15 protein-coding genes are annotated in these 15,178 nt (G+C 62.9%); 1 reads left to right on the plus strand and 14 read right to left on the minus strand.

Translation table 11 applies throughout. From position 1 onward, the window contains the following. Positions 1-2: 2 nt before the first annotated feature. From rplP to rpsJ, 9 genes are read right to left on the minus strand one after another with little or no spacing between them, the layout of a single operon-like run. Positions 3-419 carry a 50S ribosomal protein L16 gene (rplP, locus tag ARTH_RS15075; RefSeq protein ID WP_011692803.1) on the minus strand — a complete coding sequence of 139 codons (417 nt, stop codon included), beginning with the start codon at positions 417-419 and terminating at the stop codon, positions 3-5. After that, positions 420-1,253, minus strand: a complete 834-nt coding sequence (rpsC, locus tag ARTH_RS15080) for a 30S ribosomal protein S3 (RefSeq protein ID WP_011692804.1) — start codon at positions 1,251-1,253, stop codon at positions 420-422. Further along, entirely contained in the window at positions 1,254-1,619 is a 366-nt protein-coding gene (rplV, locus tag ARTH_RS15085) for a 50S ribosomal protein L22 (protein WP_003803798.1), read from the minus strand. Positions 1,620-1,657: 38 nt separating this feature from the next. Continuing rightward, positions 1,658-1,939 (minus strand): 30S ribosomal protein S19, encoded by a 282-nt coding sequence (gene rpsS, locus ARTH_RS15090; RefSeq protein WP_011692805.1) that lies wholly within the window; start codon positions 1,937-1,939, stop codon positions 1,658-1,660. 12 nt (positions 1,940-1,951) lie between these two features. Next, the gene (rplB, locus tag ARTH_RS15095; protein ID WP_011692806.1) at positions 1,952-2,791 is read right to left on the minus strand and encodes a 50S ribosomal protein L2; all 840 of its coding nucleotides are present in this window, start codon (positions 2,789-2,791) and stop codon (positions 1,952-1,954) included. Between the two features lie 29 nt (positions 2,792-2,820). Further along, positions 2,821-3,126, minus strand: coding sequence for a 50S ribosomal protein L23 (gene rplW, locus ARTH_RS15100; RefSeq protein WP_011692807.1), 306 nt, complete (start codon positions 3,124-3,126; stop codon positions 2,821-2,823). Then, a complete protein-coding gene (gene rplD / locus ARTH_RS15105) occupies positions 3,123-3,740 on the minus strand; it encodes a 50S ribosomal protein L4 (RefSeq protein WP_011692808.1) in 618 nt (205 codons plus the stop codon). Before rplD ends, rplW begins: the two co-directional genes overlap by 4 nt. A 4-nt stretch (positions 3,741-3,744) precedes the next feature. After that, positions 3,745-4,395 carry a 50S ribosomal protein L3 gene (rplC, locus tag ARTH_RS15110; RefSeq protein ID WP_011692809.1) on the minus strand — a complete coding sequence of 217 codons (651 nt, stop codon included), beginning with the start codon at positions 4,393-4,395 and terminating at the stop codon, positions 3,745-3,747. A 17-nt stretch (positions 4,396-4,412) separates the two neighbouring features. Next, positions 4,413-4,721 (minus strand): 30S ribosomal protein S10, encoded by a 309-nt coding sequence (gene rpsJ / locus ARTH_RS15115; protein WP_003803825.1) that lies wholly within the window; start codon positions 4,719-4,721, stop codon positions 4,413-4,415. A 411-nt stretch (positions 4,722-5,132) separates the two neighbouring features. Between rpsJ and ARTH_RS15120 the strand changes: the two genes are divergently transcribed. Beyond that, complete coding sequence (locus ARTH_RS15120; RefSeq protein WP_043429958.1) at positions 5,133-6,560, plus strand: GH1 family beta-glucosidase; 1,428 nt, start codon at positions 5,133-5,135, stop codon at positions 6,558-6,560. Positions 6,561-6,568: 8 nt separating this feature from the next. Here the strand turns inward: ARTH_RS15120 and ARTH_RS24425 are convergent, their stop codons facing one another. The 5 genes from ARTH_RS24425 to rpsG all read right to left on the minus strand — a co-directional run bounded on the left by ARTH_RS24425 (position 6,569) and on the right by rpsG (position 15,177). Continuing rightward, positions 6,569-6,694, minus strand: coding sequence for a hypothetical protein (locus ARTH_RS24425; RefSeq protein ID WP_269534686.1), 126 nt, complete (start codon positions 6,692-6,694; stop codon positions 6,569-6,571). Positions 6,695-6,732: 38 nt separating this feature from the next. Further along, positions 6,733-10,908, minus strand: a complete 4,176-nt coding sequence (locus ARTH_RS15125; protein ID WP_156810680.1) for a hypothetical protein — start codon at positions 10,906-10,908, stop codon at positions 6,733-6,735. A 162-nt stretch (positions 10,909-11,070) separates the two neighbouring features. Beyond that, complete coding sequence (tuf, locus tag ARTH_RS15130; protein ID WP_003803827.1) at positions 11,071-12,261, minus strand: elongation factor Tu; 1,191 nt, start codon at positions 12,259-12,261, stop codon at positions 11,071-11,073. Between the two features lie 261 nt (positions 12,262-12,522). Beyond that, the gene (gene fusA / locus ARTH_RS15135; protein WP_043430888.1) at positions 12,523-14,637 is read right to left on the minus strand and encodes an elongation factor G; all 2,115 of its coding nucleotides are present in this window, start codon (positions 14,635-14,637) and stop codon (positions 12,523-12,525) included. A 69-nt stretch (positions 14,638-14,706) separates the two neighbouring features. Beyond that, complete coding sequence (rpsG, locus tag ARTH_RS15140) at positions 14,707-15,177, minus strand: 30S ribosomal protein S7 (protein ID WP_011692813.1); 471 nt, start codon at positions 15,175-15,177, stop codon at positions 14,707-14,709. Position 15,178: the final 1 nt, after the last annotated feature.

Below are 15,178 nucleotides of genomic sequence, written 5' to 3' on the forward strand. Positions count from 1 at the left end.
TTCTACTCACCACCTTCGCGACGCACAATGCGTGCCTTCAACGGCAGCTTGTGGATTGCCAGGCGCAGTGCCTCGCGAGCTACCTCTTCACTGACACCGGAGAGTTCGAAGAGAACCCGGCCCGGCTTGACGTTTGAGACCCACCATTCCGGAGAACCCTTACCGGAACCCATACGGGTTTCAGCAGGCTTCTTCGTCAGCGGACGGTCCGGGTAAATGTTGATCCAGACCTTGCCGCCACGCTTGATGTGGCGGGTCATCGCGATACGGGCGGATTCGATCTGACGGTTCGTGACGTATGCCGGGCTCAGAGCCTGGATGCCCCACTCACCGAAGGAGACCTTGGTGCCGCCCGTAGCAGCGCCGGAACGACCCGGGTGGTGCTGCTTACGGTGCTTGACTCGACGTGGGATAAGCATTTAAGCCTGTCCTCCTTCTACTGCCGGTGCAGCTGCCTCAACCGCAGGAGCTTCAGCAGCAGGTGCTGCTTCGGCTGCCGGGCGGTCGGTACGACGACGGCGGTCACCACGGTCAGCGCCACCCGGGCGGCCCGGACGATCGCTGGCACCACGGCCGCGGGACGGAGCAGCAGCTGCCTGCTGAGCCAGTTCCTTGGAGGTGACGTCACCCTTGTAGATCCAGACCTTCACGCCGATGCGGCCAAAGGTGGTCTTGGCTTCGTAGAAGCCGTAGTCGATGTTCGCACGGAGGGTGTGCAGGGGCACACGGCCTTCGCGGTAGAACTCCGAGCGGGACATTTCAGCGCCACCCAGTCGACCGGAGCAAGCGATACGGATGCCCTTGGCACCTGCACGCTGTGCGGACTGCATTGCCTTCTTCATTGCACGGCGGAATGCCACGCGGGAAGTCAGCTGCTCCGCAACGCCCTGGGCAACAAGCTGTGCTTCCATCTCGGGGTTCTTGACCTCGAGAATGTTCAGCTGAACCTGCTTGCCGGTGAGCTTTTCGAGCTCGCCGCGGATGCGGTCTGCTTCAGCACCGCGGCGGCCGATAACGATGCCCGGACGTGCCGTGTGGATATCCACACGGACACGGTCGCGGGTGCGCTCGATTTCAACCTTGGCGATACCGGCGCGCTCCATGCCCGTGGACATGAGCTGGCGGATACGGATGTCTTCGCGAACGAAGTCCTTGTACCGCTGGCCGGCCTTGGTGCTGTCAGCAAACCAGTGCGATACGTGATCGGTGGTGATGCCGAGTCGGAACCCGTGCGGGTTAACTTTCTGTCCCACTTAGCGAGCCTCCTCTTTCTCCGGGGTAGCGACTACCACGGTGATGTGGCTCGTGCGCTTCTTGATCTGAAATGCACGACCCTGGGCACGCGGCTGGAACCGCTTCATGGTCGGGCCTTCATCAACAAACGCTTCGCTGATGATGAGGTCACCTTCGTCAAACGCCACGCCGTCGCGGTCCGCGAGGACCCGGGCGTTGGAGATTGCCGACTGAACTACCTTGAATACCGGCTCAGAAGCTGCCTGGGGGGCAAACTTCAGAATTGCCAGAGCCTCGTTCGCTTGCTTACCACGAACAAGGTTGACGACGCGCCGGGCCTTCATAGGCGTTACGCGGATGTGACGCGCAATTGCCTTGGCTTCCATTGCTTTCCTTCTCTCGTCTTTGACGTAAGTGCAGGCGCCTAGCGGCGCTTGCCCTTACGGTCGTCCTTGACATGGCCGCGGAATGTCCGCGTGGGAGCGAATTCGCCGAGCTTGTGCCCGACCATCGACTCGGTGACAAACACCGGAATGTGCTTGCGTCCGTCGTGCACGGCGATCGTGTGCCCGAGCATGTCGGGGATGATCATCGAGCGGCGGGACCAGGTCTTGATGACGTTCTTGGTGCCCTTTTCGTTTTCCCTGTCCACCTTTACAAAGAGGTGCTGGTCAACGAAAGGACCTTTTTTCAGGCTGCGTGGCATGTGTCCAGGCTCCTATCGCTTGTTCTTGCCAGTACGACGGCGACGAACAATAAGCTTGTCGCTCTCTTTGTTGGGACGGCGGGTGCGACCTTCGCGCTTACCGTTGGGGTTGACGGGGTGACGTCCACCGGACGTCTTACCCTCGCCACCACCGTGCGGGTGGTCGACCGGGTTCATCGCGACACCACGGACGGTCGGGCGAACGCCCTTCCAGCGCATGCGGCCGGCCTTGCCCCAGTTGATGTTCGACTGCTCGGCGTTGCCGACCTCGCCGACCGTTGCGCGGCAGCGCACGTCAACGTTGCGGATTTCGCCGGAAGGCAGACGCAGCTGGGCGAAGCGGCCTTCCTTGGCAACGAGCTGGATCGACGCGCCGGCGGAGCGGCCCATCTTGGCGCCGCCACCCGGACGCAGTTCAACTGCGTGGATGACGGTACCCACCGGGATGTTGCGCAGGGGCAGGTTGTTGCCAGGCTTGATATCAGCGTTGGCACCTGCCTCTACGAAGTCACCCTGGGACAGCTTGTTCGGGGCGATGATGTAACGCTTGGTGCCATCAACGTAGTGCAGGAGGGCGATGCGAGCCGTACGGTTCGGATCGTACTCAATTTCGGCAACGCGGGCGTCAACGCCGTCTTTGTCGTGGCGACGGAAGTCGATCAGACGGTACTGGCGCTTGTGGCCACCACCCTTGTGACGGGTCGTGATCTTACCGGTGTTGTTACGGCCACCCTTTTTGGGCAGCGGACGTACCAACGACTTTTCCGGCGTCGACCGCGTGATTTCAGTGAAGTCCGCTACGCTCGAGCCGCGACGGCCCGGGGTAGTCGGCTTATATTTACGGATTCCCATAATTCATTTCCTCGTTAAAGTGGTCTCCGCTACGCGAGCGGACCGCCGAAGATGTCGATCGTGCCTTCTTTGAGGGTCACAATCGCACGCTTGGTGTTCTTGCGGGTTCCCCAGCCGAATTTGGTGCGCTTACGCTTACCGGCACGGTTGATGGTGTTGATCGATTCGACCTTGACGGAGAAAATCTTCTCCACGGCCAGCTTGATCTCGGTCTTGTTCGAGCGGGGGTCCACCAGGAAGGTGTACTTTCCCTCATCGATCAGGCCGTAGCTCTTTTCCGATACGACGGGTGCAAGCACGACGTCGCGCGGGTCCTTGATGGTGGCTGCGCTCACTTGGCATCCTCCTCGTTCTTTGCCTTGGCGGCAACGAATGCCTCGTAGGCAGCCTTGGTGAAGACTACGTCGTCAGAGACGAGCACGTCGTAGGTGTTCAGCTGGTCTGCGTACAGAACGTGAACATCTGCGAGGTTGCGCACGGACAGTGCGGCAACATCGTTGGCGCGCTCGATGACAACGAGCAGGTTCTTGCGCTCGGAAACTCCGCGCAGCGTTGCCAGTGCTTCCTTGGCGGACGGCTTGGTGCCGGCTACCAGTTCAGCGACAACGTGGATGCGGCCGTTGCGGGCGCGGTCAGACAGTGCGCCGCGAAGTGCAGCAGCAATCATCTTCTTGGGGGTCCGCTGGCTGTAGTCGCGCGGGGTCGGGCCGTGGACAACGCCACCACCGGTCATGTGAGGAGCACGGATTGAACCCTGACGGGCGCGGCCGGTGCCCTTCTGCTTGAACGGCTTGCGGCCTGCACCGGAAACTTCAGCGCGGGTCTTGGTCTTGTGGGTACCCTGGCGAGCAGCAGCGAGCTGTGCAACGACGACCTGGTGCAGCAGCGGCACGTTGGTCTGTACGTCGAAGATCTCTGCAGGCAGGTCAACCTTGACAGTGCTAGTCATTGAACTAGGCTCCCTTCACGGCGGTGCGTACGAGGACGACCTGGCCGCGGGCACCGGGAACGGCGCCCTTGATGAGGAGCAGCGACTTCTCGACGTCAACTGCGTGAACCGTGAGGTTCAGCGTGGTGTGACGAACGGCGCCCATGCGGCCGGCCATTTTCATGCCCTTGAAGACGCGGCTCGGGGTGGATGCGCCACCGATTGAACCGGGCTTACGGTGGTTCTTGTGTGCACCGTGGGAAGCACCAACGCCGTGGAAGCCGTGACGCTTCATAACACCGGCGAAGCCCTTACCCTTGGTGGTGCCAACGACGTCGATCTTCTGGCCGGCTTCGAAGACCTCAACAGAGAGCTCCTGGCCCAGCTCGTACTCGGCAGCATCTGCGGTACGGAGTTCGACAACGTGGCGGCGAGGCGTGACGCCTGCCTTTTCAAAGTGACCAGCCAGCGGCTTGGTGACCTTGCGGGGATCGATCTGGCCGTAGCCGATCTGAACGGCGACGTAGCCATCAACGTCTGCATTGCGCAGCTGGGTGATGACGTTTGAGTCAGCCTGGACAACAGTGACGGGGATGAGCTTGTTGTTCTCGTCCCAGACCTGGGTCATGCCGAGCTTCGTGCCCAGCAGGCCCTTTACGTTACGGGTTGCGGTCATAGTCTCTCAGCACCTCCCTACAGCTTGATTTCGATGTTCACGTCAGCCGGCAGGTCGAGACGCATAAGCGAGTCAACTGCCTTCGGCGTGGGGTCGATGATGTCGATCAGACGCTTGTGCGTGCGCATTTCAAAGTGCTCGCGGCTGTCCTTGTACTTGTGCGGAGAGCGGATAACGCAGTACACGTTCTTCTCCGTCGGCAGCGGCACGGGGCCGACTACCGTTGCGCCTGCGCGCGTGACCGTCTCAACGATCTTCCGTGCTGAAACGTCAATGACCTCGTGGTCGTATGACTTCAGCCGGATGCGGATTTTTTGTCCCGCCATGTCGCCTGACTCTCTTTCAGTCTGTGCTTCCCCTGTTTGGGGCTGCCCTGTTTACTTACGCGTTGTGCGGCTGCCGAAGCATTTGAAGTCGTAACTACCACCCGCCGCACAAGCTGAATCCGGAAGAATCCGGGTTCCTCAACCTGCCGGCGTAACCGACCCCCGCGGTCGGGCGTGTCGCGCTGTGCACGCGTACTCGTCCGCAATTCCATGGGGAGGGGTTATGTTTGGTCTCCTACCTGGACCCTGACACCCGGCATTATCCGGATCGGGACGCGAAGGAGCGCTTGAACAACTCATCTAGTATGCCGGATTTTGCAGGCAGAAGCGAATCAGGATGTGCCGGGGCCCGTCAGTACCCGGAGATGCGGGGTCATTGCCTTCAGCAACCGTCGAATGGATGATAGGGGCATGACTGTGCAGAACTCTGCGGCGTTGCAGAGCCTGGCCGAGCGGCTGGACCCCGAGTTCGTCCTGGGTGTGGCCGCCGCCGCGTTCCAGATCGAAGGATCCCTCAAGGCTGACGGGCGTGGCCCGTCCGGCTGGGACGCCTTCGCCGAGAAACCCGGCAGCATTATGGACGGCCACTCCCCTGCCATCGCCTGCGACCATTACAACCGTTCCGGCGAAGATGTGGCCCTGATGCGCGAACTGGGCATCAACTCCTACCGGTTCTCCATTTCCTGGCCCCGCATCCAGCCCGACGGCCGCGGCTCCTTCAACAGTCAGGGCCTGGATTTCTACGACCGGCTGATCGACCAGTTGCTCGACGCCGGCATCTCACCGATGGCCACGCTGTATCACTGGGACACTCCCCTGCCGCTCGAGCACGGCGGCGGCTGGCTGAACCGATCCACTGCGGAGCGCTTCGCCGAATACAGCGCAGCAGCCGGAGAACGGTTCGGGGACCGCGTGGCGCAATGGGTCACACTGAACGAGCCAGTGTCGGTGACACTGAACGGGTATGCACTGGGCGTCCATGCCCCGGGGCACAATCTCCTCTTCAACGCCTTGCCCTCAATTCACCATCAACTACTAGGGCACGGACTCGCCGTCCAGGCCCTCCGGGCCGCGGGCGTCACCGGGGCCGTCGGCGTCACCAACCTGCACTCCCCTGTCCGGCCGGCAACCCGCAAGCCCGGCGACAGGATGGTGGCGCGAATCTTCGATATTTTGATGAACCGCATCTACGCGGACCCCGTTCTGCTGGGCCGCTACCCGAAACTGCCGCTGGTGGTCCGTCCGTGGTTCCGCTCCATGGGCAAGATCTCCGACGCCGACCTCCGGACCATCCACCAGCCCCTGGACTTCTACGGGCTCAATTACTACTACCCCGTTAAAGTTGCCATGGGCCGGGGGCCCGTCAGCGTACCGGCAAACAATTCCGGAGCGCTGGCCCAGTTGCCATTCCACGAAGTGGGCTATCCGGAGTACGAGACAACCGGCTTCGGCTGGCCTGTGGCACCTAAACACATCGGCATCCTGCTCCGCGAAATGAAGGACCGCTACGGGGATGCTTTGCCGCCGCTGTACATCACCGAGAGCGGAGCGAGCTTCCCGGAACCGGAGCATGTGACCGGTCCGATTGCCGACTCCAACAGAATCGAATACCTGGCCAGCCACCTCGGCCATGCGCTGGCGGCCACGTCACCCGGCGGCCTGGCCGAGGACGTGAAACTCCTGGGCTACTACGTATGGACGCTGCTGGACAACTTCGAGTGGGCCGCTGGGTACTCGCAGCGTTTCGGCCTGATCCACGTGGACTTTGACACGCTGGAGCGGACACCCAAGGAGTCCTTCTATTGGCTCCAGGCGCTGAGCCGGGCACGGAAAGCCTGAGCGCGGCCCTACTGGTTCTTGTTGGCGCGGTTGATGCGCTTGGCGCGGTCGATCTCCTGGCGGAAGTGCTTCTTCGCCCAGAAGACGCCGACGACGACCGCAGCGGCGACCAAGAGGAAAACTAACCATTCCATGTTGCTGTCCTTTCGTTGTCAGCAACCTTACCAAGGCATCAGGAAGAACGATCCTGCCGTCCGTCCGGTGTTGGCTGCGGTTCGGGCAAGGGCGCCGCATCAGCCGGAGCCACGGGCTTGGCACGCGACAGCTTCCACAGGGCAAAGACAATGAGCCCGACGGCGATCAGCGCCAGCAGGGCGAACGTGTAGGACCGAAGGGCCCACATCAGGCACAACGAAACCCCGGCCGCACCCCACCAGACGAACATCCGCTCACCGATGAGCAGCCCGGACAACAGGAGCACCGCATGCAGTGCGAGGATCCACAGCTGCTGGCCGCCGGATCCGCCAAAGAGTATCCCCACGCCGCTCAGCCCGAGCACAGCTGCGCCGGAGGCCAGCCGGATGCGCCCTGCCCTCCCGGATCCGGCTGCATAGCGGGCCGCGGCCGTCGCCGCGGCGAGCAGCACGTACCACTGCGCGGCCCAGAACGGCGACTGGAGGTGGCCCTCCGTGACAAGAAGCGCACGCTGCACGGCAACCGTCACCACGAATGTACCGATTTCGGCGGCCAGCCACCGCCTCCCGACCGGAACTTCCCGAACGATCACGGCCACTGTTGCCGCCGCCAGCAGGGACGCCGTCAGGGAGGTGGCGTCGCGCACCAATCCGGCCAGGGCGGGGACGGCCAGACCAAGCGCTCCTGCGCACACCAGCGTCCGCCGTCGCAATCCGTCCTGCGCACTGAACGCGAAGCTGACCCCGTAAAGGACCGCTGCGGCCAGCCCGCAGCCGGCCAGCCATGGCAGATAGGCTCCCCACACGCCCGGAGTGCCGCGGAACAGGGTTTCGGTAATTTGTGTCGCCCCGGTCAGGACGAGTGCTGCGGACGGCGGGTACAACAGCGGCAGGCCTTCCACGTGCGAGGCTGTGAACCCGGTGGCAGCCAGGACCAGAAGTGAGGCACCGGTGATCCAGCCCGCTGCCTGGGTAGCGGTGAGGACGGCAACGACTGCAGGAACAGCCGCCCCGGTCAGCCAGAACCAGCGGTCCGCCGCGGGCACATGCTGCCCCTCCCGGCGCCGACGACGTACAAGCCCGAAAGCGTTGAAGGCAAGTGACAGAGCAAGCAATGCCAGCGGAACGCCTGTCCGGCTGAGAAGTGGCGCTTCGAGGAAGGTTCCGGCCCCGAAGTGCAGCGCCGGTCCCGCCGCGACAACACCGAACAGGGCTGCATACACGGTCAGGTAAAGCGCACCGCGTGCCGCGAACAGCCGATGGGCCGCGACCGCACTGAGCAGCAGCAGAAACATCTCGGCCAGGACGACGCCGCGCCCGCCCTCGGCAGCGTACACGGCGGACGCACCGCCGCCCTGGATGACATACAGGGCCGGCAGGAGCGCCTGCGCCGCCAAGGTCACCCACACTGCGGCATCCTGGAACGGCACCTGCTCCAGTCGGTGCCGCATGAACCAGCGGAGCACGTGCTGGAAAGCCAGCACTCCTGCGAGGGTCAGCGACACTGCCGTGGCGGACGCCGTGACATCGTAACTGAAGACGATTGCCAGCGCGGCAGTGAGTATGCGCGCCGAAGCAAAGTAGGCGCCCTTGGCCTGCCGCGGTTCCGCCGCAACAACCATGACCGCGCTGTAAACAGCGAAGATTCCCAGCAGGAGCTCGACGTCGGGCAAAATCGCCGCGCTGCAGACCAGCAGGACGGCCAGCATGGACGGCGCGAAGGCTGCGGCCGCGGTCAGGTCCCGGAATACGTAGCCGGACGCGGCGGCGCTGAGTGCCATGATGGTGATGGTCACGGTTCTCTGCCAGTCCGCCCCGCCGCCGACGGCCGCGTCGGGCAGGATCACAGCCAGCGCCAGCGTGGCGGTTTGCAGCACCAGGACCAGTGCGACGTCGGCTACCACGGCATCCGGGGCGCGGTCGCGGACTGCGGTCACGAGCGGGAACACGAGCTGGACTCCCAGTGCAACGATCAGGATCGTGGGCAGCGAGATGTCCTCTCCGGCCACGACCAACGGCCCGGACTGCTCCTGAAGGTCTCCGTAGGCCATCGCCAGGAGCAGGGTTGCAGCTCCCCGCGCCATCCACCAGTAAGCCCAACGCTGGCTGATCGCAGCAGAGCGAAGCGCCGACATACCCAGGTAAAGAACCACCAGCACAAGAAGGCCATTGGCGAGGCCTGGCGAGACCCCGGAATAGGCCGTCATGACGGCGGTCAGCGCTATTGCCAGCGGCAGCCACTCGACTATCGCAGGCTGCCAGGTTGCGCCGGCAGCGGACCCCGGAAAGAGGAGGGCACCGGCCGCCAGTGAGGCCAGCAACTGGACCACAAGGGCCACCGCCGAAAGCAGGTTGCCGGGCGTGGAGTCCGTGATGGGCAAGGCCATAAGGCAAAGGGCGCCCGCGGCGGTAAACCCGGCGAGGGTGGGCACAGGCAGGAGTGCGGCGGCCCCCGCCCGTTCCGCCACGGCCGATGCCAACTGCTGGACCACAAGGCTGAGCGAGAGTGCGAAGGCAGCCGCAGCAAGGGCATCACTGCTTCCCTCCATCACCGCCGTCACGAAAGCAGGAACGGCGAAAGTTGCGGCTACGCGCGCCGCAACGATGAAGTGGCGGCGCAGCCCCGGGCGGGATGCCATCGAGCGAACCGCCCAGAAGAGTGTTGCTGCCGCAAGCAGATTGAAGGCCAGCCAAGGGCCGAGCTGGAAAGTGGCGACGAGGCCGGTTGCCAGAGCTGCCGGAGGCGCCCATTCAGCGGCTCCCCCGGCTCTAACCGCGGTGTACATGCCAGTTGCGGTGCCGGCAAGAACCGCCCAGAGCAGCAGGTCCTCCGTGCTACCGGAAACCCGCATGACCATGATGATGACCAGCACCAGCTGCCCGCCAAGCGTAACGAACGAGTCGGCGGTCCAGTACCGCCTGCCTGCCCGGGCCGGACTCCATCGCTGGAGGGGCGCTGCCGCGGCGGTTATGGCCACCGACTGAAGGGCCAACAGGGATGCCCCCGTGAAAAGGGCCCAGACGAAACTGCCGGAGAGATGCCAGGCCCAGGCCGACGCCGCGACCGTCAGCGCCAGGCGCGCGCCGTAGATCTTGACGAGTCGGTGCCCGGCGGCGGGCATCACGGCCGTCACGGCGAAATAGGCTCCGCAGAGCGCCATGATCAGCGCAAACTCACCGCGCCCCAGACGCAACGGAAGAAACAGCGCCGCGAGGCCGACGGCAGGAACAACGAAGGGGTCGAGAAGCAGGAGGGGCCGCAGGAACAGAGGAGTAGCCCAGCCGGGCTTCACCAATGTCACCGCAGTGGCTGCCACGGCAAAGCCGATCATGGCCGCGAAGTACCAGACGAGCGGAGCCCCGAGCACGGAGACCCCGGACCAGGCGGTGGAGACCATGAAAGTGAGGGACAGGTACGCGAGGACCCTGCTGTCGAGCCTGACGGCGGCAACCACGTACGCCGCCGTGCCAACGAGCGAGGTTATGAGCCATGCCAGCGGTGCGTCCTGCACGGCAAAGTTGTACATCGCCAGGCCTGAGACGGGCACCAGCGCCAGCCCTGTCCCTGCGAACGCTACGGCGGCCGGCCGTAGCCTCGGAGCCGTGGCATGGAGTGTTAGTCCGGCGCCATAGAAGAGCGCCGTGATGAGGCAAACTCCTGCGAAACGGAGCACGGCCGGGAGGCTGGTGCCCACAAAGAGGGCACCGGCTGCCACAAGCAACAGGCTCGCTACATAAAGGGTGACGTTGATGTTCTGACGTTCGCGCCTCTCCTTGCGTGCCTGCTTTTCCTCCGCGGACTCCGTGACGAGTGGCTCATCGGTCGCCGGCCCTGCAGCCGCCGACGCGGCGGCAACCTCGGTCGGGGAATATGCGGCGTCGTATGGCTGGCGGGGGGACGGCTCGACGGGCTGAACGAAGGGCGACGCCGAGAGATCAACGGAGGCATCATCAGGCGCGTCCGCGGCCGAGGGGCGGCGGGCCCAGGTTGTCCCGCGGACGTCGGCAGCAGCGGCGGGGAGCCCCACACTGGGTGCGCGCTGAACAGAGGCCGCGGTAGCGCAGTCCTTCCACCCCTGGACGTGCCCGGCCATGAAGCCGCTCCGGTAGGCCGCGGCGTTGGTGTCTTTCAGCTCTCGGATGGAGCGCCGGGAGGAGACCAACAGGACGGAGGCAGTGATGAACAGAAACGTCATGAGGGCAGACCACATCAAGGTATTCCTTTCGGTGTCATCGCCGCCAAGTGGGCGCAATATTTTATCCAGCGACTGGATTAACTTTAGCAAAAAACAGCCCCGCCGCGTCGAAACGCAGCGGGGCTGTTGATAAGTATCAGATGGCCGTTAGACGGCTTCCTGATCCTTGATCGTCAAGTACTACTTGATGATCTTGGTGACACGTCCTGAACCAACGGTGCGGCCGCCTTCGCGGATTGCGAAGCCGAGGCCCTCTTCCATAGCGATCGGCTGGATGAGCGCAACGGTCATCTCAGTGTTGTCGCCAGGCATAACCATTTCCGTGCCTTCCGGCAGGGTGATAACGCCGGTTACGTCCGTCGTGCGGAAGTAGAACTGCGGGCGGTAGTTGGAGTAGAACGGGTTGTGACGTCCGCCTTCGTCCTTGGAGAGGATGTAGACGTTAGCCTCGAAGTCGGTGTGCGGGGTGATGGAACCCGGCTTGACGACAACCTGGCCACGCTCTACGTCATCACGCTTCAGACCGCGGAGCAGCAGGCCACAGTTCTCGCCGGCCCATGCTTCGTCGAGCTGCTTGTGGAACATCTCGATACCGGTAACCGTGGTCTTCTGGACCGGACGGATGCCGACGATCTCGACCTCAGAGTTGATCGCGAGGGTTCCACGCTCGGCGCGGCCCGTTACAACGGTGCCACGGCCGGTGATCGTGAAGACGTCTTCGATCGGCATCAGGAACGGCTTGTCGCGGTCACGTACCGGGTCGGGAACGGACTCGTCGACAGCAGCCATCAGGTCCTCAACGGACTTGACCCACTCCGGGTCGCCTTCCAGGGCCTTCAGGCCCGAAACGCGCACGACCGGTGCTTCGTCGCCATCGAAGCCCTGCGAGCTCAGGAGCTCACGAACTTCCATTTCAACGAGGTCGAGGAGTTCCTCGTCGTCGACCATGTCAGCCTTGTTCAGTGCCACCAGCAGGTAGGGAACACCAACCTGGCGGGCGAGCAGAACGTGCTCGCGGGTCTGAGCCATCGGGCCGTCAGTGGCGGCAACCACGAGGATTGCACCATCCATCTGGGCAGCGCCGGTGATCATGTTCTTGATGTAGTCAGCGTGACCCGGAGCGTCTACGTGTGCGTAGTGGCGCTTCTCGGTCTGGTACTCAACGTGGGAGATGTTGATGGTAATGCCGCGCTGACGCTCTTCGGGAGCAGAGTCAATCGACGCGAAGTCACGCTTCTCGTTGAGAGTCGGGTACTTGTCGTACAGCACCTTGGAAATGGCGGCCGTCAACGTCGTCTTACCGTGGTCAACGTGACCAATGGTACCGATGTTAACGTGCGGCTTAGTCCGCTCGAACTTTGCCTTTGCCACAGGTTCCTCCTAGAACGTTTTCAAATGACTTACCCTTCGGCTGCGCTTGTCGCGGCCGAAACTTCAGTAAGTCTACTTGGGGGGCTTGGATTGGTGAAATTGCAGATTCAGGAACTAATACTAGTCCCTCGAGCCTGTTCGTGCAGATGGCCGGAGCCCGGCTTGACCGGACTGCATCTAACCGGGAACCGGCCATCTGCACCGGGCTTATTTCCGGAACCGGAAACGCACCCGAGTTTGTCGCGGTGAAAGTCCGGTGGACTACTCGCCGCGGTTCTTCTGGATGATCTCGTCGGCAAATGCCTTCGGGACCTCGGCGTAGCTGTGGAACGTCATGGAGTACACAGCGCGGCCCTGGGTCTTTGAACGCAGGTCGCCGATGTAACCGAACATGCCGGACAGCGGGACGTGTGCGCGGATAACCTTGACGCCCTGGGCATCTTCCATAGACTGCATCTGGCCACGACGTGAGTTGAGGTCACCGATAACTTCACCCATGTATTCCTCAGGGGTGCGGACCTCAACATCCATCAGCGGTTCGAGCAGGATGGGGTTCGCCTTGCGTGCGGCTTCCTTGAAAGCCATACGGCCGGCAATCTTGAACGCCATTTCCGAGGAGTCAACATCGTGGTACGCGCCGTCAATCAGCGTGGCCTTGATGCCAACCACCGGGTAGCCGGCCAGGACGCCATCGTTCAGTGCATCCTGGATACCTGCATCAACAGACGGAATGTACTCGCGCGGGATACGGCCACCAGTGACCTTGTTCTCGAACTCGTACAGCTCGCCGTCGGACGTGTCCAACGGCGCGATGGCGATCTGGATCTTTGCGAACTGACCCGAGCCACCGGTCTGCTTCTTGTGCGTGTAGTCATGACGCTCTACAGCACGCTTGATGGTTTCGCGGTAAGCAACCTGGGGCTTGCCAACGTTTGCCTCGACCTTGAATTCGCGGCGCATGCGGTCCACCAGGATGTCCAGGTGGAGCTCGCCCATGCCGGCGATGATGGTCTGACCGGTGTCTTCGTTGAGGGAGACCTGGAAGGTCGGGTCCTCAGCGGAGAGCTTCTGGATGGCCGTGGAGAGCTTCTCCTGGTCACCCTTGGTGTTCGGCTCGATGGCAACCGAGATCACGGGCTCCGGGAAGCTCATGGACTCGAGAACGATCTGGTTGGCCGAATCGCACAGGGTGTCACCCGTGGTGGTGTCCTTCAGACCGATGGCTGCATAGATGTGGCCGGCGGTAGCGCCCTCAACAGGCATTTCCTTGTTGGCGTGCATCTGGAACAGCTTGCCGATGCGCTCCTTCTTGCCCTTGGTGGAGTTAACCACCTGGGCGCCTGCTTCCACGTGACCGGAGTACACGCGGATGAAGGTCAGCTGGCCGAAGAAGGGGTGCGCAGCGATCTTGAAGGCCAGCGCGGAGAACGGCTCTTCGGAAGACGGCTTACGAGTCAGTTCCTTCTCTTCGTCGCGAGGATCGTGACCGATCATCGGGGGGACGTCGAGCGGGTTCGGCAGGTAATCGACAACAGCATCCAGCATCGGCTGAACGCCACGGTTCTTGAACGCGGAACCGCAGAAGACCGGGTAGATCTCGGAGTTGATCGTCATCTTGCGGATGCCGGCCTTGAGCTCGTCGACGGAGATTTCTTCGCCTTCGAGGTACTTCTCCATGAGCTCTTCGGAGGCCTCGGCAACGGTCTCAATGAGCGTTGCGCGGTACTCCTCGGCCTTTTCCTTGAGGTCAGCCGGGATCTCCTGGATCTCGTACTTGGCACCCATGGTGACGTCACCCTTGGAGTCGCCGGGCCAGACCAGTGCACGCATGTACAGGAGGTCGACGACGCCGATGAAGTCGTTCTCGGCGCCGATCGGCAGCTGCATGACGAGCGGCTTGGCACCGAGGCGGCTAATGATGGTGTCGACGGTGAAGTAGAAGTCAGCGCCGAGCTTGTCCATCTTGTTGACGAAGCAGATACGCGGGACGTTGTACTTGTCAGCCTGGCGCCACACAGTCTCAGACTGCGGCTCCACGCCTTCCTTGCCGTCGAACACGGCAACTGCACCGTCGAGGACGCGCAGGGAGCGCTCAACCTCAACCGTGAAGTCCACGTGCCCGGGGGTATCGATGATGTTGATCTGGTTGTTTTCCCAGAAGCAGGTCACGGCGGCAGACGTGATGGTGATGCCGCGTTCCTTTTCCTGTTCCATCCAGTCAGTCGTCGAAGCGCCGTCGTGCGTTTCGCCGATCTTGTGGTTCACACCCGTGTAGAACAGGATGCGCTCGGTAGTAGTGGTCTTGCCGGCATCGATGTGGGCCATGATGCCGATGTTGCGGACCTTGCTAAGGTCGGTAAGCACGTCCTGTGCCACGGTGTCTCCCTTTCGGATGGACTGCACGTTCGCCGCCGGCTCTGTCGAGCCGGCGGCGTCCGGGAAGTATTACCAGCGGTAGTGTGCGAAGGCCTTGTTGGACTCGGCCATCTTGTGGGTGTCTTCGCGACGCTTCACAGCGGCACCGAGACCGTTGGAGGCATCCAGGATTTCGTTCTGGAGGCGCTCGGTCATGGTCTTCTCGCGGCGGGCCTTGGAGTAGCCGACCAGCCAGCGAAGGGCCAGCGCTGTGGAGCGGCCCGGCTTGACTTCGACCGGAACCTGGTAGGTTGCGCCACCGACGCGGCGGGAGCGGACCTCAAGGGAAGGCTTGACGTTCTCCATGGCCTTCTTGAGGGCAGCAACGGGGTCGCCGCCGGACTTGGCGCGTGCGCCTTCGAGTGCACCGTAAACGATGCGCTCAGCGGTGGACTTCTTGCCGTCTACGAGCACCTTGTTGATCAGCTGCGTGACCAGCGGGGAGCCGTATACGGGATCTAGAACTAGCGGCCGCTTGGGGGCCGGACCCTTGCGAGGCATA

The organism is Arthrobacter sp. FB24, from assembly GCF_000196235.1.
In the GTDB taxonomy this organism is placed as follows: Bacteria; Actinomycetota; Actinomycetes; order Actinomycetales; family Micrococcaceae; genus Arthrobacter.